The following is a 22,960-nucleotide window of genomic DNA, read 5'->3' on the forward strand; positions in this document are numbered from 1 at the left end:
ATGGATAATATATAAATATATATAGTTATTTTGCTAAAAAGGTTAATAGTGTAACATAATGGTAAATAAGAAGGGAGAAATAGTACAAAAAATATAAATAATACGCATATATTTAAGAGAAAACAAAAAAATGTCGAAAAAAGTTTGTTATATTAATTATATTTTAGTATAATAAAGAGTACTGATTATTAAATAAGGAGGCTAGCAAAGGGCGATGAATAATAGTAATGTTGATTACAGTCAAAAAGTTGTTGAAATGAAAAAAATAACTAAAAAGTTCGGAAACTTCGTAGCAAATGACAACATAGATTTGACTGTACATAAAGGAGAAGTACATGCTCTTTTAGGTGAAAATGGAGCAGGAAAATCTACATTGATGAATATATTATATGGTTTATACCAGCCTACGTCTGGAGAAATACATATAAATGAAAAATTAGTAAATATAGATAACCCAAATATAGCTATAGAAAATGGGATAGGAATGGTTCATCAACATTTCATGCTTGTACAGCCATTTACAGTAGCTCAAAATATAATATTAGGTACTGAACCAGTAAAAGGTTTAGGTGCAGTTAATATGAAGAAAGCTATTGAAGATGTTAAAGAGTTATCAGAAAAGTATGGTTTATATGTAGACCCAACTGCAAAGGTAGAAGACATAACAGTTGGTATGCAACAAAGAGTTGAAATATTAAAGGCTTTATATAGAGGAGCAGAAATATTAATACTAGATGAACCTACAGCAGTTCTTACACCTCAAGAAATAAATGAACTTATGCAAATTATAAGAAATTTAACTAAAGAAGGTAAATCAGTAATAATAATAACTCATAAATTAAAAGAAATAAAAGCTGCTGCAGATTACTGTACTATTATAAGAAGAGGTAAATATATAGATACAGTTAAAGTTTCTGAAACTAGTGAAGATGATCTAGCAGCAATGATGGTTGGTAGAGAAGTTAATTTTAAAGTTGATAAAGATGAACCTAAGTTAGGAGATGTTGTTTTATCAATAAAAGATTTACTAGTAAGAGATAATAGAAAAATAGCTGCTGTTGATGGTCTATCATTAGAAGTTAGAGCTGGAGAAATACTAGGTATAGCAGGAATAGATGGAAATGGTCAATCTGAGTTAGTAGAAGCTCTTACTGGTCTTAGAAAAGCCGAATCTGGAAGTATAAAAATAAATGGTCATGAAGTTATCAATAATAAACCACTAGAAATGTTTAACAAAGGTATAAAAAACATACCAGAAGATAGACAAAAAAGAGGTTTAATATTAGACTTTACTGTTGCTGAAAATACAGTACTACAAAATTATAAAGATCCAAGATTCTCTAAAAATGGAATCTTAAAAATGGATGCTATAGAAGAACACGCAAAAATGATAGTAGATAGATTTGATGTAAGACCTACTGACTATACAACAAAAGCAAGAGCTTTATCTGGAGGTAACCAACAAAAGGTTATAATAGGTAGAGAGGTTGATAATATTGAAGTATCAAGAGCTGCAACAAATGAGCCACAATTATTAATTGCAACTCAACCAACAAGAGGATTAGATGTTGGGGCGATCGAATTCGTTCATAGTTCTCTTGTTAAGCAAAGAGATGAAGGAAATGCAGTACTTTTAGTTTCTTTAGAATTAGATGAAGTTATGAATGTATCTGATAGAATAGCTGTAATATACGAAGGTAAAATCGTAGGTATAGTTGATGGTAAAGGTGCAGATGAAAATACATTAGGATTCATGATGGCAGGAGGTGCAGAAGATGAGCAATAGTAAACAAAAAAGAAAGTTATCGACTGCTAACAATGCTATTATTTTCTCGTTAATATCAATAGTATTAGGTTTAGTTGTTGGAGCGATAGCTTTATTAATAGCTGGATTTAATCCGATAGAAGCATACTCAGCTATGATAACAGGTGTATTTGGAAAGCCTAAATTCATAGCATGGACAATAATAAGATCAACTCCACTTATACTAACAGGACTTTCTATAGCATTTGCTTATAAGACAGGTTTATTCAATATAGGTGCAGAGGGACAGTTTATAATAGGTGCTTTATTTGCAACATTAGTTGGAGCAGGAATAGATTTACCAGCATTTATACATGTACCACTTACTCTTTTAGTAGCAGCAGTAGCAGGTGCTGTTTGGGGTGGTATTGCAGGATGGTTAAAATCTAAATATGGAATAAATGAAGTTATAGCAACGATAATGTTAAACTGGATTGCATTTTACTTAAGTAACTACATGATAAGAACTACTTGGTTAGCTCAACCAAATAGTGAAACGTCTGTAAGTATACATGAAAGTGCAAGTATAGGAATTGATTGGTTAAAAGGATTAGTTGGACCAGCTACTTCAGTAAACTGGGGTATTGTAATATCTATAGTTGTTGTATTAATAATAGCGTTTATATTATTCAAGACAACTTTAGGATTCGAACTAAGAGGTGTTGGATTCAACAGATATGGTGCTGAATACGGTGGAATAAATGTAAATAAATCTATATTACAATCTATGGCAATAGCAGGTCTAATAGCAGGTCTTGCGGGTGCAATACAAGTTATGGGAGTATCTCATAATATATCAGTATTAGCAGCTCAAGAAGGATATGGATTTGATGGTATAGCTGTAGCGTTAATAGCTAATAGTAATCCAATAGGAGTTATATTCTCAGGATTATTATTCGGAGCGTTTAAATATGGAGGAACTAAGATGCAAGCTATTGGTGCTCCTTCAGAAGTAGTAAACATAGTTATCGGTTCAATAGTTTACTTTATAGCATTAAGCAGTGTATTAAAAATGTTATATGATAAAATGAAAGAAAAGAGAAGTAAAGGGGGGAATGCGTAATGGATCAAATAGCTTTAATTATTAGTACTACTTTAATGTACTCTACACCCCTTATATTTACAGCATTAGGTGGAGTATTCTCTGAAAAATCAGGTATAGTTAATATAGGATTAGAAGGTATGATGGTTATGGGTGCATTTGCTGGTGCAGCATCAGGATATTTTTTAGGAAACCCATGGTTAGCATTTATGATAGGTGGATTAGCTGGTGGTTTATTCGCGCTTATACATGCTATAGCAACTGTTAGTTTTAATGCAGACCACACAATATCAGGTGTTGCGATAAACTTACTTGCACCAGGTGTAGCACTATTCGTATCTAAGATGATGTTTGATGGAGCTACTATGACTCCAACAATACCAATGGAAAATAAGATACCAAGACCGTTAAACGGATTATTCCCAGCAGGAAGTGTATTAGATACTATATTTAATTCATATGCTACAGTTTATTTAGCATTTATACTAGTTCTAGTAGTTTGGTATGTATTATACAAAACTAAGTTCGGTCTTAGAGTAACAGCAGTTGGAGAACACCCAGGTGCAGCGGATACATTAGGTATAAGTGTTACTCGCGTTAGATATGCAGCAGTTATAATATCTGGTATATTAGCTGGATTAGGTGGAGCATCGATGAGTTTAGCAGTTGTTTCATCATTTAGACCAACATTAATATCTGGACAAGGTTATATCGCTATGGCAGCAGTTATATTCAGTAAATGGAGACCTCAATGGGCAATGGTAGCATGTTTATTATTTGGTTTCTCAACTGCATTAACAGTATTCTTCGGAAATCCAGAATTACCATTTGTTGTAAATGAAAACTTATTATCAATGATACCTTATATAGTAACATTAATAGTTCTAGTATTATTTGTTAAGAGTTCTAAAGCTCCGTCAGCGCTTGGAAACCCATATAAAAAAGGTGAAAGATAATAAAAAAAGATATCTCAATTTGAGATATCTTTTTTTATTGAACAAAAGTAGTTTAAAAATATTATTTATTGAAATAATAAAGTATAAGGTAAGATTTTATTATTAGGCAATCCTCTTTTAGATAGTAAGAAAGGGGCGATAAAATTGACAAATAAAGAGTTACATATAAGTTTTTCACCTCATCATAGGATTAATGCCCAAGGCTTTTTAGAAACCAATAAAATAAAAAAAAATATAAGTTTTAAAGATAATATAATTGATGTAGCGGTTAATCTAGATATAGAAGATGAGTTAAATTTAGAAAATATAGAAGAAGAGTTAACGTGCCTAATAATATGTATAATTAAACAAAAGTATTTAAAAGAGTACATAGATAAAAAATATAAAGAATTGTATGAAAATGAAGTTGATATTATTTATAAACATGCTTTAACAGTTTTTGATAGAATGGAAAATGTTATAAAAGATGCAATAAAAAATAAGATATGTAATTATTTATCTAGCTGTGATTATCTAAATATAGAAGGATTTTTAACTTTTAGATTGAAGGAAACTCTCATATATCTATCTTCAATAACAGATATAGCGTTAGAAGAATATTTATCAGAAAAGGAACAAAGTGAGTTTATAAATGTATTAAAATATTTTATAGATATTCAAGATAGCAAATTAGATTTGCTTGTAGTGAATATCTTAAAGAATGGTTCTTTTGTACTGTATGATGGAGATGGTAATAAAATAGATAATATTGATGATGAAGAAATAATAAATATGGCTATAAAAGAGGAATTGAATTATGAAGATTTTCTTATAAGTACATTATTAGCTCTTTGTCCTAAAAAAGTACAAATTATAGATTCGTTAAATAATGAATCCTCAAAGTTGGTTATAGAAACTATAAAATCTATATTTGGCGACAGGGCTAACATGGTTTTTAAAAATTAAATATAATATCTACTAAAATGTATTGTCTATTAAAAAATACTTTTTAAATTTTCATATAAGACTTATAATTATATATGTCTAAAAATAGATAATTATATAATATTATAAGGAGATTTATATGAGCAATATATTAAAAATAGCATTATTGGCTAGTATCGGTGGCATAATTGGTTATATAACAAATGTTTTAGCAATAAAGCTAATATTTAGACCTATAGAGCCTATAAAAATACCTATATTAAATTTTGAAATAATTGGTCTTATACCAAAAAGAAGAAGTGAAATATCTAAAAACATAGGACAAATAATACAAGAAGAATTTTTGTCTATGGAAGATATTCTTTCTAATATAATGAATGAGGATGATAAAGAAAATATTACTGAGTACATAAAAGAGAAAATAAAAAATATAGCTCAAGAGAAAATGGCTTTCGTGCCATTTCCAATAAGAGGAATGATAGAAGGCTATATAATGGATGCTGTTGATGTTGAAGTTAAAGCTGCAATAGATGAACTTAGTGAAGATATTATGAATAAAGCAAAAGAACGTATAAATATACAAGAAATGATAGAGAATAAGATTAATGAATTAGATTTATATCAATTAGAGGATCTAATTATTAAGGTTGCTAAAAAGGAATTAAAACATATAGAGATATTAGGATTAATATTAGGTTTCTTAATAGGGATAATACAAGGTATTATCATAATATTTATATAGAATATTAAGGTTGATACAAAATTTACTATCTGATATAATAGTTATAATAACTTAAGACATTTGCAAGGATAAGGACGAGTAAAGTAGGACTAATTTACAGAGAGGACGGGTCATCGGCTGTAAGCCCATCTAAAAATAGCTATTTGAAAACTACCTTGGAGCAGAACTTACTAGCATAATTATTATGTGAAAGTGTTCGGGTGACAACCTTATAGTCAACAAGAGGATTTATAATGTATTTGTAAATCAACTTGGGTGGAACCACGAATTAATACTCGTCCCAATATTTTTATTGGCGACGAGTTTTTTTATTATAAAAATATATAGGAGGCATTAGTTATGATAAAGGTTACTTTAAAAGATGGAACTGTAAGAGAGTTTGAAGGTCAAATATCTGTTATGGATATAGCTAAGTCGATAAGTGAAGGATTAGCTAGAGTTATAGTTGCAGCTTCAGTAAATGATAAAGTTGTAGGACTTGATTATATTGTAAATGAAGATTGTAATCTAAACTTATTTAAATTTGAAGACGAAGAAGGAAAAGATGTATTTAGACACACATCAGCTCATATATTAGCACAAGCTATAAAGAGATTATACCCAGAGGCTAAGTTTGCTATAGGACCAACTGTAGAGAATGGTTTCTATTATGATATTGACTTAGAGCATAGATTAACAAATGAAGACTTAGAAAAATTAGAAAAAGAAATGAAGAAGATAGCTAAGGAAGATATAGCTGTTGAAAGATATGAACTTCCAAGAGAAGAAGCCTTAGCTTGGGCAAAAGAAAATGGAGAAATATATAAAGAAGAACTTATATCTGAATTACCAGAAGGTGAAATAATATCTTTCTATAAGCAAGGTGATTTTACTGACTTATGTAGAGGTCCACATTTACCTTCAACTAAGAAAGTCAAAGCAGTTAAGTTATTAAGTGTAGCAGGTGCTTACTGGCGTGGTGACGAGAAAAATAAAATGCTTCAAAGAATATACGGTATAACATTTGAAAAGAACAAAGACTTAGAAGAATATTTACACATGTTAGAAGAAGCTAAGAAAAGAGACCATAGAAAATTAGGTAAAGAATTAGATCTATTCTTTATACCTGAAGAAGGTCCAGGATTCCCATTATTCTTACCAAAAGGTATGGAACTTAAAAATGAATTATTAAAATTCTGGAGAGAAATACACAGAGAAGATGGATACCAAGAAATAGAGACTCCAATAATATTAAATCAAAAATTATGGGAGACTTCAGGACACTGGTTTAACTATAAAGAAAATATGTATACTGTGGATATAGATGATCAACAATTTGCTATAAAACCAATGAACTGCCCAGGTTCATTAATATACTATAATTCTAAGCCACATTCATATAAAGAGTTTCCAATGAAGGTTGCTGAGCTTGGTAGAGTTCATAGACATGAATTATCAGGTGCATTACATGGACTTATGAGAGTTAGAGCTTTCACTCAAGACGATGCTCATATATTCATGTTACCAGAACAAATAAAGGATCAAATAAAAGGAGTTGTAGATTTAATAGATAGAGTTTACAAGACTTTTGGATTTGAATATCATTTAGAACTATCTACTAGACCAGAAAATTCAATAGGAAGTGATGCAGATTGGGAAGCTGCTGAAAATGGATTAAGAGAAGCTTTAGAAGAGCTTAACTTACCATATATATTAAATGAAGGAGATGGAGCATTCTATGGTCCTAAAATAGACTTCCATTTAAGAGATTGTTTAGGTAGAACATGGCAATGTGGTACTATACAATTAGATATGCAATTACCTCAAAGATTTGATATAAATTACGTAGGCCAAGATGGTGAGAAGCATAGACCAGTAATGATACACAGAGTTGCATTTGGAAGTATAGAAAGGTTTATAGGAATATTAATAGAACACTATGCTGGTAAATTCCCAGTTTGGTTAGCTCCAACTCAAGTAAGAATACTTCCTATATCAGATAAATACAATGATTATGCAAATGAGGTTAAAAAAGCCTTATTTGATAAGGGTATAAGAGTTGATATAGATGACAGAGCTGAGAAGACTGGATTCAAAATAAGAGAAGCTCAACTTCAAAAAATACCATACATGATAATAGTTGGTGAAAAAGAAGAAGCGGATAAGACTATATCTGTAAGATCTAGAGATAAAGGTGAAATAGGTGCTGTATCTTTAGATGAATTCATATCAACTATATTAAATGAAGTAGAAAACAGAACAAATGTTGAACAATTTTAATTAAGACATTAAAATGCACTAACAATCATATAAAGGATGTTTGTTAGTGCATTTTTATTTGAATAATTTTTTATATAATACTGAATATAAAAAATATTGCTCTTAATCATATACTTAGTAGTATTTAATTAACAATTTCTTTTCTTATTAAAGATTTTAATTCCTCATGAGTCATAGTTTCGTTTTCGAAAAGATGTTTTGAAACTATATGTAAATCATTTAAGTTATTTCTTAATAAATCTAAAGTATCTTTATAACAATTTTGAACAATATTATTAGCTTCTTTTTGAACCTGTTCAGATAAGAATGTTTTTACATTGCCGTCAATAGTCATGAATCCTAATTCGCTCATACCATATTCGCAAACCATTTGATTAGCAATATCTGTTACCTTTTTTAAGTCATCTTTAGCACCAGTAGATTTATGGTTAAAAATTATTTCCTCAGAAGCCTTTCCTGCTAAAAGGATTTTTATTTTTCCTATTAATTCTTCTTTAGTATAAATATATCTATCTTCATCTGGAAGCTGAAGAACATAACCTAAAGCTTCCCCTCTAGGTACTATAGATATTTTTTGTATAGGGCAAATACCTAAGATGTTGCTAACTAAAGCATGACCAGCTTCATGATAAGAAACTATCTCTTTTTCTTTTTCTATAAGAGTAGAATTTTTAGACTCTAATCCAGCAATAACTCTTTCTAAAGCCTTATCAAAGTGAACAGCAGTTATTATAGGACTGTTGTCTCTTACAGCAAATATTGCAGCTTCATTAGCAATATTAGATAAATGAGCACCATTAAATCCATGAGTTTTTTTAGCTAAAAGCTCTAAATCAACAGAGGGATCAAGAGGTTTATTATTAGTATGAACCTTCAAGATTTCATGTCTAGTATGAAAATTAGGTGAACCAATATGAATATGTCTGTCAAATCTTCCAGGTCTAAGTAATGCTTCATCTAATAAATCAAGTCTATTTGTTGCTCCAACGATTATTACATTAGAATCTTTATTAAAACCATCCATTTCAACTAATAGTTGATTTAATGTCTGATCTTTTTCATTATTACTCTCTAAGTGTCTTTTTGCTCCAATAGCATCTATTTCATCAATAAAAATGATACTAGGTGCTTCTTTTCTGGCTTTTTCAAATAAGGTTCTAACGCGTTTTGCACCGACCCCAACATATTTCTCTACGAATTCAGAACCAGTCACATTAAAAAATGAAGAATTAGTTTCTCCGGCTACTGCTGATGCTAGAAGAGTTTTTCCAGTGCCAGGAGGTCCATAGAATAATACTCCTTTTGGAATTTTAGCTCCCATTTTTTTATATTTATCTGGATTTTTCATGAAATCAACAATTTCAAAAAGCTCTTCTTTAACTTCATCAAGTCCGGCCACATCTATAAATGTAGTCTTTGGCTTAGTACTACTAGCATCTTCATTTTGTGTCTCTTTTTCTATTTTCGTTTGTGCAAATACTGGGACAGGATTATTAAATTTTTTTAAGAAATTATTCAACATTTTCATAGCCATACACCTCGGATAATAAAAATTATTAATTTATTTTATATTTACCATAGTTACTAATATTTATTATTTAAAATTTTCCATAAATAATTTATTTGTGAGATATTTTTAAGTATAGCCACAAATTACATAAATAATTACTCATTAAATAAAAAATAATAATATAATATAGTAAGTTATAATAATTATTAAAAAAAAATAAAAAATATAAATATATTCTTGACAGGCTAAAATATATATAGTATATTATATGAAGTAGTTAAGAAAAACAAAGAAGAAGTCCGCTTCTCACCTTGCAACGAAAGTTAGTAAGGTAAATATAAGTTTAACCTAAAACATTAGAAAATGTATAGGTTATGATTATTATGACTTATATTAGCGGATGATTATATTATCATCCGCTTTTTATTTATATAAAATTTTGGAGGTGTCCTACCATTAGCAAAGAATTATCAATGAATGATCAAATAAGAGATAAAGAAATAAGAGTTATCTCAGAAACTGGAGAGCAACTTGGAATAATGTCATCAAAAGAAGCTCAAGTATTAGCAAACAATAAGAACTTAGATTTAGTGAAAATATCACCAAATGCTAATCCACCAGTTTGCAAAATAATGGATTATGGAAAATATAAATACGAACAAGCTAGAAAAGAAAAAGAAGCTAGAAAAAACCAAAAGACAATAACAGTTAAAGAAATAAGACTTAGACCAGGTATCGAGTCTAATGATTTACAAACTAAAGCTAATAATGCTATAAAGTTCCTTAAAAAAGGAGATAAAGTTAAAGTTGAACTTAGATTTAGAGGTAGAGAATTAGGTCATAAAGATATTGGTAAAGAAGTAATGATTAAGTTTATAGATATAGTAAAAGAGTTTGGAGAACCAACAAAAGCCCCTGCATTTGAAGGGAATAATATGGTTGTAATTATAGATCCAAAAAAATAGATAATTAACTGAGAGGAGGAATTTATCATGCCTAAAATGAAAACTCATAGAGGTGCTGCTAAAAGATTCAAGAAAACAGGAACTGGAAAACTTAAGAGAGCTAAAGCTTTCAAAAGACATATACTAACTAAGAAAAATGCTAAAACTAAGATGAACTTAAGAAAAGCTGCAATAGTTAGTGAAGGTGATGCTAGAAGAATAGCACAATTATTACCATACTAAGATTAAACATAAGACAAAAAATAGATAAACATTAAAGATTATTAAAGGAGGTCACGACGATGGCAAGAGTTAAAAAAGCTATGAACGCTCGTAAAAAGCATAAAAAAGTATTAAAACTTGCAAAAGGATTCATAGGATCTAGAAGCAAATTATATAGACCAGCAAACACTTTCGTAATGAAAGCATTAAAGAACGCATATATAGGTAGAAAGTTAAAGAAGAGAGACTTCAGAAAACTTTGGATACAAAGAATAAACGCTGCTACTAGAATGCACGGATTATCTTACTCAAGATTCATGAACGGATTAAAATTAGCAGGTGTTGAAGTTAACAGAAAAATGTTATCTGAAATGGCTATACAAGATCCTCAAGGATTCGCTCAATTAGTAGAAGTTGCTAAATCAAAATTAGCTTAATTATACGATAAAGAAACAGTGAACTAATATTTAGTTCACTGTTTTTTTTTATGTAAAACTAAACAATTCTATGTTAAATCAAAAAGAATTTATATTATTATCTGAATTTGATTTTTTGTATTAAAATAGAGATTATTGCAAAGAAATGTGTATAATAGTATATAAGGAATTTAAGTGTTATGAAATGAAATCCTCCTATTATTGTTTTTAATTAAAATTTGGAATATAATAAAATAATGGCTATAAAGGCTTACATATACAAGGAGGTCTAAAAAATTGAAGTCAGCATTAAAGAAGATTATTAATTACCTAAATAGTATGGATCCTGCGAAGGTAATGGTTATAGGATTTGCAGCTGTAGTTTTATTTGGAGCATTCTTACTGAATCTTCCAATGGCAACTAAAAGTGGAGAAAGTATTGGATTATTAGATGCTTTATTTACTGCAACATCTGCAGTATGTGTTACAGGATTAGTTGTTGTAGATACAGCTACATATTGGAGTCATTTTGGTCAAATAGTAATTATAACATTAATACAAATTGGTGGACTAGGATTTATGACTATAGCGACTATGTTTGCGCTTTTAACTAAGAAAAAAATTAATTTAAGAGAAAGACTTTTAATTCAAGAATCTTTAAATCAAAAAGATTTATCTGGTATGGTAAAGCTGACTAGATATGTGATTTTAATAACATTTTTAATAGAGGGAATTGGAGCGATTTTATTATCTTTTACTTTTATTCCTCAATTTGGACTAGGAAGAGGTATATGGTATAGTATATTCCATGCAATATCTGCCTTTTGTAACGCAGGATTTGATTTAATGGGTTCTGTAAGTGGACCATTTACATCATTGACATCCTATGTAGATAATTTCATGATTGTAATGACTATATCAGCACTTATAATATTAGGTGGGATAGGATTCCCTGTAATGTTAGATGTAATAAGAACAAAAAAAGCATCTAGATTAAATATGCATTCAAAAATTGTAATAGTTACGACAGCTATTCTTATAGGGATAGGAAGTATATTTATATTTGTGGTGGAGTTTAATAATCCAAAAACGTTAGGTACATTAAGTTTTCCAGGAAAATTACTTGCATCTTTCTTCCAATCGGTAACAACTAGAACTGCTGGATTTAATACAATAGATTTAACTTTAATAAAAGAAAGTAGTTTATTCGTAATGATGATACTTATGTTTATTGGAGCATCACCAGCATCTACAGGTGGAGGTATAAAGACGACAACACTAGCATCTTTAGTAATAACTGTAAGAAGTTTCATATCTGGAAAAGGTGACATAGAAGTATATGAGAGAAGGATTAGTGGTGGAACTATTACTAAGGCTATAGGTATATTCTTTATAGCTACAGCACTTGTGGTTTTTGGAACTTTGGCATTATCGCTTACAGACGAAGGATTTACTTTAGTTGAATGTGGATTTGAAATAGTATCAGCAATTGCTACTGTAGGTTTAAGTATAGGAGGAAGTCCAAATTTAACAACAATGGGGAAAGTTGTAGTAATGATAGCTATGTTTATAGGAAGAGTTGGATCTCTGACTATATTTGTTGCATTACTTTCAAAAGGAGCTAGAAAAAAACCTCCAGTTAGATACCCAGAAGGAAAGATAATAGTAGGATAAATTATACATATTGAGAGGTAAATATTATGAAACAATATATAGTTATTGGTTGTGGAAGATTTGGCGCATCAGTGGCCACTACAATGCATCTTTTAGGTCATCAAGTTATGGCTATAGATAAAGGTGAAGAAATAATTCAAAATATATCTGATAAAGTTACTCATGCTGCTATAGTAGATGTGACTGATGAAGTTGCTTTAAGATCATTAGGGTTAGGCAACTTTGATGTAGCAATAGTTGCTATAGGATCAGATATTAGAGCATCTATAATGGCAACGCTTATAGCTAAAGAAATGGGAGTTCCTCACATTGTATGCAAAGCAAAGGATGAGTTACAAGCTAAAGTTCTTTACAAGATTGGAGCGGATAGAGTCGTATTCCCTGAAAGAGATATGGGAGTAAGAGTTGCTCATAACTTAGTTTCAGATAATATACTAGACCATATAGAATTAGACCCAGAATACTCAATAGTTGAGATAGTTACACCTAATAAATGGGTTGGGAAAACATTAATAGAATTAGATTTAAGAGCTAAATATGAGATAACTGTTCTTGCAATAAAAACAGGAAAGAGTATAAATGTGACTCCATCTCCTCAAGAGGAGCTTAAAGCAGGCAGTATTTTAGTAGTAATAGGTCAAAATAATAGCATAAGTGCAATAGCTTCAGAAAATAAGGATTTAATTAGGAGAAGGTAGTAATGTCTATAATGATAAGTAGTAAGGATAATGAAAAAATTAAGTATACAAAATCATTATTAAAAACTAAAGGTAGAACAAAAGAAGGAAAGTTTATAATAGAGGGATATAGAATATTAACTTTAGCTATAGAATGTAAAGCAAATTTAGACTATGTATTCATAAATGAAGAATTTGAGAATAAAAAAGAACATTTAGATTTTCTTAAGATTCTTAAGGAAAAGAATGTGAAAATATATAAAACTACAAATAAGATTTTTAAAGAATTAGTAGATACAGAAAATACTCAGGGAATTTTAGCAGTTGTAGGTTTTAAAAATAGATATATAGATAATAATATTAATGATTCGCATAAATTTGTATTGATTTTAGATAGAATACAAGATCCTGGCAATATGGGTACTATAATTAGAACTGCTGATGCGGCAGGGGTGGATGCTATAATAAACCTAAAAGGATGTGTAGATATATATAATCCAAAGGTTATACGTTCCACTATGGGATCTATATTTGATATGAATATAATTCAATCAAATCAAGAAGATACGCTTAGAGTACTTAAAGAAAAAGGATTTGAAATTGTATCTAGCTATTTAAATACAGACAACTATTATAATACTGTTAGCTACAAAGATAAAGTAGCTTTAGTTATAGGTAATGAAGCAAATGGAGTAAATGATGAATTGATAGAAGAATCAGATACACTAGTTAAAATACCTATATATGGGAATGCAGAATCTTTAAATGCTGCAATTAGCTCTGCTATATTAATGTATGAGATAAAGAAATCTTTAGTATAGAATATTGTAAGCATATATATGGATATGTTATAATATTATATCATGACAATAATAAATATAATTTAAATACATTGAAAGAGAAAAGTATTTTAAATTAACTTAGTGTAGAGAGAAGTACCTTGGCTGAAAGTACTTTCTAAGTGTTTAAAAGAAGTTCACTCTGGAGTATTAAAGCTGAAATTAATAGTAAGCTTTAACGTTAAAACGCGTTAAGTTTATACGAGGTGGTTTAGTGAATTTTTTATTCCTAAGCTACTAGGGTGGTACCGCGAAATTATAACCTTTCGTCCCTAGATAGGGATGAAGGGTTTTTTTAATACTAAAAATGATTATAAAGTATATATTTTATAGATAAATTATAATTATTAATACTTATAACAATAATGAAAGGGTGATAAATAGTGCAAGAAAAATTACTTAATCTAAAAGATATCGCTTTAGGTGAAATACAAGAAGCTTCTACTATAGAGGAATTAGAAAGCTTAAGAGTAAAGTACTCAGGAAAAAAAGGTCAATTAACTGCTATTATGAAAGAAATGGGTAAGCTATCAGCAGAAGAAAGACCAGTAATAGGTAAGGTTGCTAATGTTGTAAGAGAAGCAATAGAAGGTGGAATAAATACTAAAAAAGAAGAAATAAAGGCAATAGAAAAGGAAAAACAATTAGCTAGTGAAATTATAGATGTTACTATGCCAGGTAAAGTATTTACGGTAGGTAAGAAACATCCTATAACTAAAATAATAGATGAAGTTTCAGAAATATTCATGGGACTTGGATTCTCAATAGCAGAAGGTCCAGAAGTTGAAACAATAGAAAATAACTTTGATGCATTAAATGCTCCAAAGGACCATCCATCAAGAGATATGAGTGATACATTCTACATAAATAGTGAATTATTACTTAGAACTCAAACATCTCCAGTTCAAGTTAGAACTATGAAGAATAATGATTTACCAATAAAGGTAATATCTCCAGGTAGATGTTTTAGATTTGACTCTCCAGATGCTACACATTCACCAATGTTCCATCAAATAGAAGGGTTAGTTGTTGGTAAGGATGTGACAATGGCACAACTTAAAGGAACTTTAGATAACTTTGTTAAGAAACTATTTGGAGAAGAAACTAAAACTAAGTTTAGACCACATAACTTCCCATTCACAGAGCCAAGTGCAGAGGTTGATGTTACATGCTTTAAGTGTGGTGGAGAAGGATGTGCAATGTGTAAACAAGAAGGATGGATAGAAATATTAGGAGCTGGTATGGTTCATCCAAATGTACTTAGAAACTGTGGAATAGATCCAGAAGTATACAGTGGATTTGCATTCGGTATGGGTGTAGAGAGAATAGGTATGCTTAAGTATGAAATAGATGATATAAGATTATTATTCGAAAATGATATGAGATTCTTAAATCAATTTTAATTAGGAGGTAAATATATGTTAGTATCTTTAAAATGGCTTAGAGACTATGTCGATATAGATATGGACACTAAAGAGTTTGCTGATAGAATGACTATGACAGGAACTAAGGTGGAAAAAGTAGATTTCTACGGAGAAGAAATAGAAAATGTTGTTGTTGGTAAAATACTAGAAATAGAACAACATCCAAATGCTGATAAGTTAGTTGTAACTAAGGTTGATGTAGGAAGTGAAGTTATACAAATAGTAACTGGAGCTAAGAATGTATCAGTAGGTGATTATATACCGGTTGCAAGAATAGGAGCTAAGTTACCTGGTGGAATAAAAATAAAAAAAGGTAAATTAAGAGGAGAGCTTTCAGAAGGTATGATGTGCTCTGCCGAAGAATTAGGAATAGATGAACACTTCGTAGCTGAACATAAAAAGAATGGAATATACATATTAGATCACGAAGAGTCTTATGAATTAGGAAAAGATGTAAAAGAAGTTATGGGAATAAATGATGCTTTAATAGAGTTTGAATTAACATCTAATAGACCAGACTGTAGATCTATGATAGGTATAGCTAGAGAAGCTGCTGTAACTATAAACTCTAAATTAAAGTATCCAGAAATAGTTGTAAAAGAAGAAGGACAAGATATAGACTTCGATATAAAAATAGAAAATGAAGATCTTTGTAAAAGATACTGTGCAAGAACAGTTAAAAATGTAAAAATAGGTCCATCTCCATACTGGATGCAAAGAAAACTTATAGAAGCTGGTGTTAGACCAATAAGTAACATAGTAGATATAACTAATTACGTAATGTTAGAACTTGGACAACCTCTTCATGCATTTGATTTAAGTAAATTAAGTACTGGTAAGATAGTTGTTAGAAATGCTCAAGAAGGAGAAAAATTCACTACTTTAGATGAAGTTGAAAGAACTTTAGATAAAGATATGTTAGTTATAACTGATGGTGAAAAATCTTTAGCATTAGCAGGTGTTATGGGTGGACTTAATTCTGAAATAGATGAGAATACTACAGAAGTTTTATTAGAAGGTGCAAGCTTTAAGCAAGAGAACATAAGAGCGACTTCTAAGAAATTAGGTCTTAGAACAGAAGCATCAGGAAGATACGAAAAAGGTATAGATACAAATCTTGCTGAAGAGGCTGTAAATAGAGCTGCTCAGTTAATAGAATTATTAGGTTGTGGAACTGTTGATAAAGGAATCGTTGATGTATATCCAACTAAGCCAGAAACTAAAGTATTAGTTGTTAATCCGCAAAGAATAAACAAATTATTAGGTGTAGATGTACCTATGGATCAATTTGTAGGAATATTAGAATCATTAGAATTTAAGTGTAACTTAGTATCTAGTGAAAAATTAGAAATAGAAGTTCCAAGCTTTAGATTAGATATGGAGCAGGAAGCAGATGTATTTGAAGAAATAGCTAGAATATATGGATTTGAAAATATACCTTCAGCTCAATTAGAAGGAAATGCGACTGCTGGAGTAAAAACATCAAAACAAAAATTCATGGATAATGTAAAAAATACTGCAACTTCTATAGGATTAAATGAGATATTAACATATTCATTTGTAAGCCCAAGAGGTGTGGATAAGATACAACTTCCAGAAAATGATCCAAAGAGAAACTTTGTAACTCTTATAAATCCATTAGGTGAAGAAACTTCAGTAATGAGAACTACAATGATGCCTAGTATGCTTGATGTATTATATACAAATATATCTCGTAAAGTAGATAGAGCATATGCATTTGAATGTGGACATACATTTACACCGCAAAATGGATTACCTCAGGAACATAACCATGTATGTATAGGAATGTATGGTAAAGAGGTAGATTTCTTTACATTAAAAGGTGCAATAGAAACAATAGCTAAAAATGTTGGATTTAAAGATTACGAAATAATACCAGAAAAAAATAATTCAACATTCCATCCAGGAAGATGTGCTAAAATAGAGTATAATGGAATATATGTAGGTACATTTGGAGAATTACATCCAAATGTAATAGAAAACTACGGTTTAGGTCAAAGAGTTTATATAGCAGAGTTAGATCTTGATATAATATTTGAAAACTCAAGTACTAATATAGTTTATAGTCCATTACCAAAGTTTCCATCTACTTCAAGAGATATAGCTTTAATAGTTAAGGATGAAGTATATGTGAAGGATATAGAAGATATAATAAAGACTAATGGTGCTGGTCTTGTAGAAGATTATAAGTTATTTGACGTATATAAAGGTGCACAAATAGAGGAAGGTTATAAGTCTATAGCGTATTCTATAACTTATAGAAGTAAAGAAAAAACATTAACAGATGAAGATGTGGCTAAAGTGCATGACGTAATATTAAAAGAATTAGCAGAAAAGTTAAATGCAAATTTAAGATCAAACTAACTCATCTGTATAGGGGGATTAGTATGAACAATGTTAACAAAGTAATTGTAAAAATTCAGGGTGCAGAATATCCTATGGTCGGAGATAAGCCTGCACATGAAATGATAAAAGTAGCTAACTACGTTGATCAAGAAATGACGAAGGTTATAGAAAGTAACCCTAAATTAAGTACAGTTATGGCTGGGATTGTAACTGCTATAAATATTACAGATCAACTATTTGAATGTGATGATTATAGTAGTGATTTAGCTAAAGAAAATGATGAATTAAGACGAAAAGTAGATCAAACAGATGAAGGACTTAAGTTAGAGATAAAAAAATTACAGCTTCAATTAGACAGTAGAGATAAAGAAGTATCTGAGGCTAAGGCTAAGATTGATGAACTAAACAAGTTACTTGAAGATAAAAGTAAGGAATTAGAATCTAAGGAAACTGAAATAAATAACCTAAGTATGTCTACAGTAGGTTCAAAATCAGAAGTTGAAAGTTATAAATCGGAAATAGAAGATTTAGAAGATTTACTTAAAGCTGCAGAAGAAAGAGCTAAGATTGCTGAAAGTTTATCATCAGAATTCCAAAATAAGGCTTATAAATTACAGTTAAAATATACTGAGCTAGAAAATGAGCTTAAATATCTGAGAGCTACAATATAGTTAATAATTAGGGGGTGTCTCAAAATGACTAAAATCATTTAGAAGACATCCCTTTTGATATTTGAAGTTAAAAATAATGGGTATATAGATTTATTGTATTAAATATTAAAGAATATTCCTTGAAGGAGGATGAATATGAAAGACATAGAATTATTAGCACCTGTTGGATCTTTTGAAGCTTTAAAAGCAGCTGTTCAAAATGGAGCGAATGCTGTTTACTTAGGTGGAAAAGATTTTAGTGCAAGAGCATCAGCAAACAATTTTGATAGAGATGAATTAAAAGAGGCTGTAAAATATGCTCATATTAGAGATGTACAAGTTTTCGTTACAGCAAATACTTTAATTAAGCAGGAAGAAATAGAAAGTTTTGTAGAATATGCTAAATTTTTATATGATATAGATGTAGATGCAATAATACTTCAAGATATAGGTATAGCAAAGTTAGTTAAAAGATTATTACCAGACTTTGAACTTCATGCTAGTACTCAAATGGTGGCTCACTCTTTAGAAGATGTAAAGTATCTTGAAAATGCGGGATTTGATAGAGTTGTATTAGCAAGAGAGCTAAATGTAGAAGAAATAAAATACATTTGTGACAACACAAATGTTGATATAGAAGTATTTGTTCATGGAGCATTATGCGTATGTTACTCAGGACAATGTTTAATGAGTAGTATGATAGGAAATAGATCAGGCAATAGAGGTAGATGTGCTCAACCATGCAGACAAAAATATGAACTTATAGATATACACACAGGAGAAATTATAAATAGCAATGGGGATTATTTATTAAGCCCTAGAGATTTAAATACTATAGAGGATATAGATAAAGTAATCGATGCGGGAGTACATTCTTTAAAAATAGAAGGAAGAATGAAAAGACCAGAATATGTTGCTACTGTAATTAGTAGTTATAGAAAAACTGTTGATAATTATTTAGAAAAGAATAAGATAAATGTTTCGAATGAAACGATAAGTGATTTATATACTATATTTAATAGAAAGTTCACAAAAGGTTTAATATTAGGAGAAGTAGGAAAAGATGTAATGAATTCTGAAATACCTAATAACCAAGGTTTATATATAGGTAAAGTTTTAGATTTTAATAAAAGAGCTAAGAGATTGAAAATAAGATTAGAAAATACTCTTAAAAAAGGTGATGGAATAAACTTAGGTGGGGGGACTATAGGTAGGATTATAAAAGATGGAGAAATAACTACTATAGCTCATAGAGGAGATGTAATTGAACTAGATTTTGTTGGAGAAGCTAGAAGACATCAGGTGGTATTTAAAACATCAGATAGTGAGTTGATGGATAGAGTCCAAAGTACGTTCCAACAAGATAAGGAACTAGTGAAAAGCCCTATTAATGCTGAGTTAGTTATTAGATTAAATGAAAAACCAGTACTTACTCTAATAGATTTAAAAGGAAATAAAGTATCTATTGAAGGAGACAAAGTTGTAGAAGAAGCAATGAAGGTAGCCTTAAGTAAAGAAAAGGTAGAATCTCAGATTCAAAAGTTAGGAAACACTCCATATGAATTAAATAGTATAAGGACAACACTTGATGAAGGTGTAAGTTTACCTATAAGTATACTTAATCAAATGAGAAGAGATTGTATAGAGCTATTAAATGAAGAACGAATAAAAATAAAAAATAGAAATTATAAATCAGAAAAAATAGAATATAAGCCAATTATAGCATATAAGGCTATAGATAAAAAAATAAGAGTAAAGGTAAAAAATCTAGAGCAACTAAAAGCTGCATTAGAGTGTGATATAGATTCTGTTTATTATGAAGATATAATAACATTAGATAAGGCATTAGAAATGGGAATAAAGTATAATAAGAAAGTTATTTACTCATCTCCAAGAATAATAAGAAATAAAGAGTATAAGCATTTAGAAAAAGCTAAAAAATTAAATTTAAAAAATGTTCAGGTTGGTACTCTAGGAGCTATGGATTACTTTAAAGGAAAAAATTTAAGTATAGATTATTACTTAAATGCATTTAACAGTGAAACTATGAATCATTTTAAAAGTGAAGGAGCTACTTCATTATGTATATCACAAGAACTGAATTTAAATGAAATAAAAGAAACATTAAAATATACAGACATAGAAGTAGAAGCTGTAGTATATGGATTTGCAACTATGATGGTAACGGAATACTGTCCTATGGGTGTTTTAGTTAGAGATTGTAAAAAAGATAAAAGAGCAGCAAAATGTAATCAAAGCATATATGCATTGAAGAATTTTAAAGGAGATATGTTTAGAATATCTCAGGATATATTCTGCAGAAGTACAATTTATAATTCAAATATAACGTGTATATTAGATAATTTAGAAGAAGTAAGCAAATCTGGAATAGATGTATTCAGACTAGACTTTACACATGAAAGTGAACAAGTTGTTAAGGAAGTAATAGAAGCACATATTGAAGTATTAAATAATAATTACAGAATGGGTTCAAAGGCAACTAAACTATATAATTATTTAGATCAAATAGGAACGACATCAGCACATTATTATAAAGGTGTAGAATAAGATAATGAAGAAAAATATAATAATTACTGTGTTTTCGTTAATAACAATAGTAGTGATATTTACAATAGCATTAAATAATTTATCTTTAAAAAGTAATGATCATAAAAATTTTGTTGAGAAGAAAGCAGAGGATTTAAATCCGATATCAAAAGAAAGCGCAAAAAAAATATTAGAAGCAGAGTTTGGTAAAGATATTGTAAATACTGAGAATGATTTTAAAGAAGAAGGTAATTACTATATTATTGATGTGAATGTTAATATAGGAACTTCAGAAGAACATACTCATACCGAAGAGGAATTATCAACAGAAGATTTGAGTATAACAGATGATGGTGATCATATGATAAGTCTAGGTATTTATAAAATTAACAAATATACAGGCGAATTAGTAGAAGATTAAATATAATCAATAAAAATAACGGATAAAAATATCCGTTATTTTTATTTTGAAATACTAGTGAATAGACTTTAAGATTGCTAGTAAGTAATTCCAAGTATTTTCAGTAGACTGTATATCTAAATGTTCATTAGGAGTGTGAACATCAAACATATCAGGACCTAAAGAAATAGCTTCAGCCCCAGGCATTTTATCTAATAATAAACCACACTCAAGACCAGCATGAATAGCCATAATTATAGGTTTCTTACCAGTTAGCTTCTCATAAGTATCAACAGCTATTTTTTCAAGTTGAGATCCCTTAGCATACTCCCAAGCAGGATAAGCACTTTCAACTCTAAAATTACCATTTAAAGAGTCAGTTAATAAATCCATTTTATTTAAAATATCATCTTTTAAGGAGCTAACTGAACTTCTGACTGCACTTTCAAATAGAACTTCAGTATCACTATTTATTACAACTCCTAAGTTTGTAGAACTTTCTACTAAACCTTCTATGTCCATACTCATAGTTTGAATTCCGTTAGGCATTAAGTTATACATTTTTATTACTTTATCTTTAAATTCAGAAGTAAATACTTTATCAATTTTAGTATCTGAAACCTCTATTACAAGACCTGGATCAGAGGTTCTAAACTCATGTTTAAATACTTTTTCAATTTCAGATATTTGATTTTTAACATCTTCAACAGCATTTCTATTAACTACGATTATGCACTCAGACTCACGAGGAATAGCATTATTTTTTGAACCACCGCTAACCTTAGCTAAATCGAAATCAACCTTTAGTAAGTTTAATAATCTACCTAATAATTTATTAGAGTTAGCTCTTTGTTTGATTATATCCATTCCAGAGTGGCCGCCAAGTAGTCCTTTTATATCAACTAATAAAGCAACTTTATCTTTTGATACTTCACTATATTCAACTGGTAAAGTAGATATAGCAGTAGCACCACCAGCACAACTAACTAATATATAACCTTCCTCTTCTGAATCTAAGTTTAATATATATTTAGATTTTAAATTTTTTCCATCTAAATTCATAGCTCCACTCATACCAGCTTCTTCATCAACAGTAACTAAGAACTCTATTTCAGGATGTTCAATAGTATTATCAGCAAGAACCGCCATACCCATAGCAACAGCAATACCATTGTCAGCACCTAAAGTAGTACCAGTAGCATAAATCATACCATCTTCTATTCTTAATTTTATAGGATCTTTAGTGAAATCGTGATCAGTATCTTTATTTTTCTCGCAAACCATATCCATATGTCCTTGAAGCATAACGCAAGGCGCATTTTCATAACCTTTAGTTGCAGGTTTTCTAATAATAATATTTAAATGTTCATCTTGGATTGTTTCTAAATTTAAAGAATTACCGAAATTATAAAGAAAATCACTTATTCCTTTTTCATTTCCAGAACCTCTAGGTATTTGAGAGATTTCTTCGAAATACTTAAAAACAAGTTTAGGCTGTAGCCCCTCTAAAACTTTTTCCATTAACATAATCTCCTTTTAGTAAAATAGTATTAAAACAGCTAT

General features: G+C 29.7%; 19 protein-coding genes and 2 other annotated features. Of the genes, 17 read left to right on the forward strand and 2 right to left on the reverse strand.

The genetic code is table 11. The features are described 5' to 3' along the window. The first annotated feature begins 214 nt into the window (after window positions 1–214). The 6 genes from H8923_RS11790 (at window position 215) to thrS (ending at window position 7,727) form a co-directional block, all read left to right on the forward strand. Window positions 215–1,786 (forward strand): ABC transporter ATP-binding protein, encoded by a 1,572-nt coding sequence (locus tag H8923_RS11790; protein ID WP_153971932.1) that lies wholly within the window; start codon window positions 215–217, stop codon window positions 1,784–1,786. Next, the gene (locus tag H8923_RS11795; protein WP_153971931.1) at window positions 1,776–2,867 is read left to right on the forward strand and encodes an ABC transporter permease; all 1,092 of its coding nucleotides are present in this window, start codon (window positions 1,776–1,778) and stop codon (window positions 2,865–2,867) included. Before H8923_RS11790 ends, H8923_RS11795 begins: the two co-directional genes overlap by 11 nt. Continuing rightward, entirely contained in the window at window positions 2,867–3,802 is a 936-nt protein-coding gene (locus H8923_RS11800; RefSeq protein WP_153971930.1) for an ABC transporter permease, read from the forward strand. Before H8923_RS11795 ends, H8923_RS11800 begins: the two co-directional genes overlap by 1 nt. A gap of 144 nt (window positions 3,803–3,946) precedes the next feature. Next, window positions 3,947–4,747 carry a putative sporulation protein YtxC gene (locus H8923_RS11805; protein WP_153971929.1) on the forward strand — a complete coding sequence of 267 codons (801 nt, stop codon included), beginning with the start codon at window positions 3,947–3,949 and terminating at the stop codon, window positions 4,745–4,747. 118 nt (window positions 4,748–4,865) lie between these two features. Beyond that, window positions 4,866–5,468: a DUF445 domain-containing protein gene (locus tag H8923_RS11810; protein ID WP_153971928.1), complete on the forward strand. Its 603-nt coding sequence runs from the start codon at window positions 4,866–4,868 to the stop codon at window positions 5,466–5,468. Between the two features lie 56 nt (window positions 5,469–5,524). Next, window positions 5,525–5,754, forward strand: a binding site (T-box leader). Between the two features lie 53 nt (window positions 5,755–5,807). Next, window positions 5,808–7,727, forward strand: coding sequence for a threonine--tRNA ligase (gene thrS, locus H8923_RS11815; RefSeq protein WP_153971927.1), 1,920 nt, complete (start codon window positions 5,808–5,810; stop codon window positions 7,725–7,727). A 124-nt stretch (window positions 7,728–7,851) separates the two neighbouring features. On the opposite strand, the gene H8923_RS11820 is transcribed toward thrS, so the two are convergent. Continuing rightward, the gene (locus H8923_RS11820; protein WP_153971926.1) at window positions 7,852–9,255 is read right to left on the reverse strand and encodes an ATP-dependent metallopeptidase FtsH/Yme1/Tma family protein; all 1,404 of its coding nucleotides are present in this window, start codon (window positions 9,253–9,255) and stop codon (window positions 7,852–7,854) included. A 455-nt stretch (window positions 9,256–9,710) separates the two neighbouring features. Here H8923_RS11820 and infC point away from each other — a divergent pair, with 455 nt between their 5' ends. The 11 genes from infC (at window position 9,711) to H8923_RS11875 (ending at window position 21,418) form a co-directional block, all read left to right on the forward strand. Continuing rightward, window positions 9,711–10,202, forward strand: coding sequence for a translation initiation factor IF-3 (infC, locus tag H8923_RS11825; protein WP_153971925.1), 492 nt, complete (start codon window positions 9,711–9,713; stop codon window positions 10,200–10,202). Window positions 10,203–10,229: 27 nt separating this feature from the next. Then, window positions 10,230–10,424, forward strand: a complete 195-nt coding sequence (gene rpmI / locus H8923_RS11830; RefSeq protein ID WP_147540771.1) for a 50S ribosomal protein L35 — start codon at window positions 10,230–10,232, stop codon at window positions 10,422–10,424. A 59-nt stretch (window positions 10,425–10,483) separates the two neighbouring features. Continuing rightward, a complete protein-coding gene (gene rplT, locus H8923_RS11835; protein ID WP_122639317.1) occupies window positions 10,484–10,840 on the forward strand; it encodes a 50S ribosomal protein L20 in 357 nt (118 codons plus the stop codon). A gap of 276 nt (window positions 10,841–11,116) precedes the next feature. Continuing rightward, a complete protein-coding gene (locus H8923_RS11840; RefSeq protein ID WP_243139949.1) occupies window positions 11,117–12,493 on the forward strand; it encodes a TrkH family potassium uptake protein in 1,377 nt (458 codons plus the stop codon). A gap of 26 nt (window positions 12,494–12,519) precedes the next feature. Then, window positions 12,520–13,191, forward strand: a complete 672-nt coding sequence (locus H8923_RS11845) for a potassium channel family protein (protein WP_153971924.1) — start codon at window positions 12,520–12,522, stop codon at window positions 13,189–13,191. Between the two features lie 2 nt (window positions 13,192–13,193). After that, window positions 13,194–13,991 (forward strand): TrmH family RNA methyltransferase, encoded by a 798-nt coding sequence (locus tag H8923_RS11850; protein WP_153971923.1) that lies wholly within the window; start codon window positions 13,194–13,196, stop codon window positions 13,989–13,991. A 62-nt stretch (window positions 13,992–14,053) separates the two neighbouring features. Continuing rightward, window positions 14,054–14,286 (forward strand) — a binding site (T-box leader). Between the two features lie 106 nt (window positions 14,287–14,392). Beyond that, window positions 14,393–15,412, forward strand: a complete 1,020-nt coding sequence (gene pheS / locus H8923_RS11855; RefSeq protein WP_187127933.1) for a phenylalanine--tRNA ligase subunit alpha — start codon at window positions 14,393–14,395, stop codon at window positions 15,410–15,412. Between the two features lie 15 nt (window positions 15,413–15,427). Next, window positions 15,428–17,818, forward strand: coding sequence for a phenylalanine--tRNA ligase subunit beta (gene pheT, locus H8923_RS11860; protein ID WP_153971922.1), 2,391 nt, complete (start codon window positions 15,428–15,430; stop codon window positions 17,816–17,818). A gap of 23 nt (window positions 17,819–17,841) precedes the next feature. After that, window positions 17,842–18,471 carry a cell division protein ZapA gene (gene zapA, locus H8923_RS11865; protein ID WP_153971921.1) on the forward strand — a complete coding sequence of 210 codons (630 nt, stop codon included), beginning with the start codon at window positions 17,842–17,844 and terminating at the stop codon, window positions 18,469–18,471. Between the two features lie 135 nt (window positions 18,472–18,606). Then, window positions 18,607–21,018: a U32 family peptidase gene (locus H8923_RS11870; protein WP_153971920.1), complete on the forward strand. Its 2,412-nt coding sequence runs from the start codon at window positions 18,607–18,609 to the stop codon at window positions 21,016–21,018. A 4-nt stretch (window positions 21,019–21,022) separates the two neighbouring features. Beyond that, entirely contained in the window at window positions 21,023–21,418 is a 396-nt protein-coding gene (locus H8923_RS11875) for a hypothetical protein (RefSeq protein WP_153971919.1), read from the forward strand. 54 nt (window positions 21,419–21,472) lie between these two features. Here the strand turns inward: H8923_RS11875 and H8923_RS11880 are convergent, their stop codons facing one another. Then, window positions 21,473–22,918, reverse strand: a complete 1,446-nt coding sequence (locus H8923_RS11880) for an aminoacyl-histidine dipeptidase (protein WP_153971918.1) — start codon at window positions 22,916–22,918, stop codon at window positions 21,473–21,475. Window positions 22,919–22,960 lie beyond the last annotated feature (42 nt).

The sequence above is a fragment of the Romboutsia faecis genome (genome assembly GCF_014323405.1).
GTDB classification, from domain to species: Bacteria; Bacillota; Clostridia; order Peptostreptococcales; family Peptostreptococcaceae; genus Romboutsia_E; species Romboutsia_E faecis.

Bases quoted from the DNA above. Each gene is read 5' to 3' on its own strand.
- H8923_RS11790 (WP_153971932.1), top strand. From the start codon at position 215: ATGAATAATAGTAATGTTGATTACAGTCAAAAAGTTGTTGAAATGAAA.
- H8923_RS11795 (WP_153971931.1), top strand. From the start codon at position 1,776: ATGAGCAATAGTAAACAAAAAAGAAAGTTATCGACTGCTAACAATGCT.
- H8923_RS11800 (WP_153971930.1), top strand. From the start codon at position 2,867: ATGGATCAAATAGCTTTAATTATTAGTACTACTTTAATGTACTCTACA.
- H8923_RS11810 (WP_153971928.1), top strand. From the start codon at position 4,866: ATGAGCAATATATTAAAAATAGCATTATTGGCTAGTATCGGTGGCATA.
- thrS (WP_153971927.1), top strand. From the start codon at position 5,808: ATGATAAAGGTTACTTTAAAAGATGGAACTGTAAGAGAGTTTGAAGGT.
- H8923_RS11820 (WP_153971926.1), bottom strand. From the start codon at position 9,255: ATGAAAATGTTGAATAATTTCTTAAAAAAATTTAATAATCCTGTCCCA.
- infC (WP_153971925.1), top strand. From the start codon at position 9,711: ATGAATGATCAAATAAGAGATAAAGAAATAAGAGTTATCTCAGAAACT.
- rpmI (WP_147540771.1), top strand. From the start codon at position 10,230: ATGCCTAAAATGAAAACTCATAGAGGTGCTGCTAAAAGATTCAAGAAA.
- rplT (WP_122639317.1), top strand. From the start codon at position 10,484: ATGGCAAGAGTTAAAAAAGCTATGAACGCTCGTAAAAAGCATAAAAAA.
- H8923_RS11845 (WP_153971924.1), top strand. From the start codon at position 12,520: ATGAAACAATATATAGTTATTGGTTGTGGAAGATTTGGCGCATCAGTG.
- H8923_RS11850 (WP_153971923.1), top strand. From the start codon at position 13,194: ATGTCTATAATGATAAGTAGTAAGGATAATGAAAAAATTAAGTATACA.
- pheT (WP_153971922.1), top strand. From the start codon at position 15,428: ATGTTAGTATCTTTAAAATGGCTTAGAGACTATGTCGATATAGATATG.
- zapA (WP_153971921.1), top strand. From the start codon at position 17,842: ATGAACAATGTTAACAAAGTAATTGTAAAAATTCAGGGTGCAGAATAT.
- H8923_RS11870 (WP_153971920.1), top strand. From the start codon at position 18,607: ATGAAAGACATAGAATTATTAGCACCTGTTGGATCTTTTGAAGCTTTA.
- H8923_RS11875 (WP_153971919.1), top strand. From the start codon at position 21,023: ATGAAGAAAAATATAATAATTACTGTGTTTTCGTTAATAACAATAGTA.
- H8923_RS11880 (WP_153971918.1), bottom strand. From the start codon at position 22,918: ATGGAAAAAGTTTTAGAGGGGCTACAGCCTAAACTTGTTTTTAAGTAT.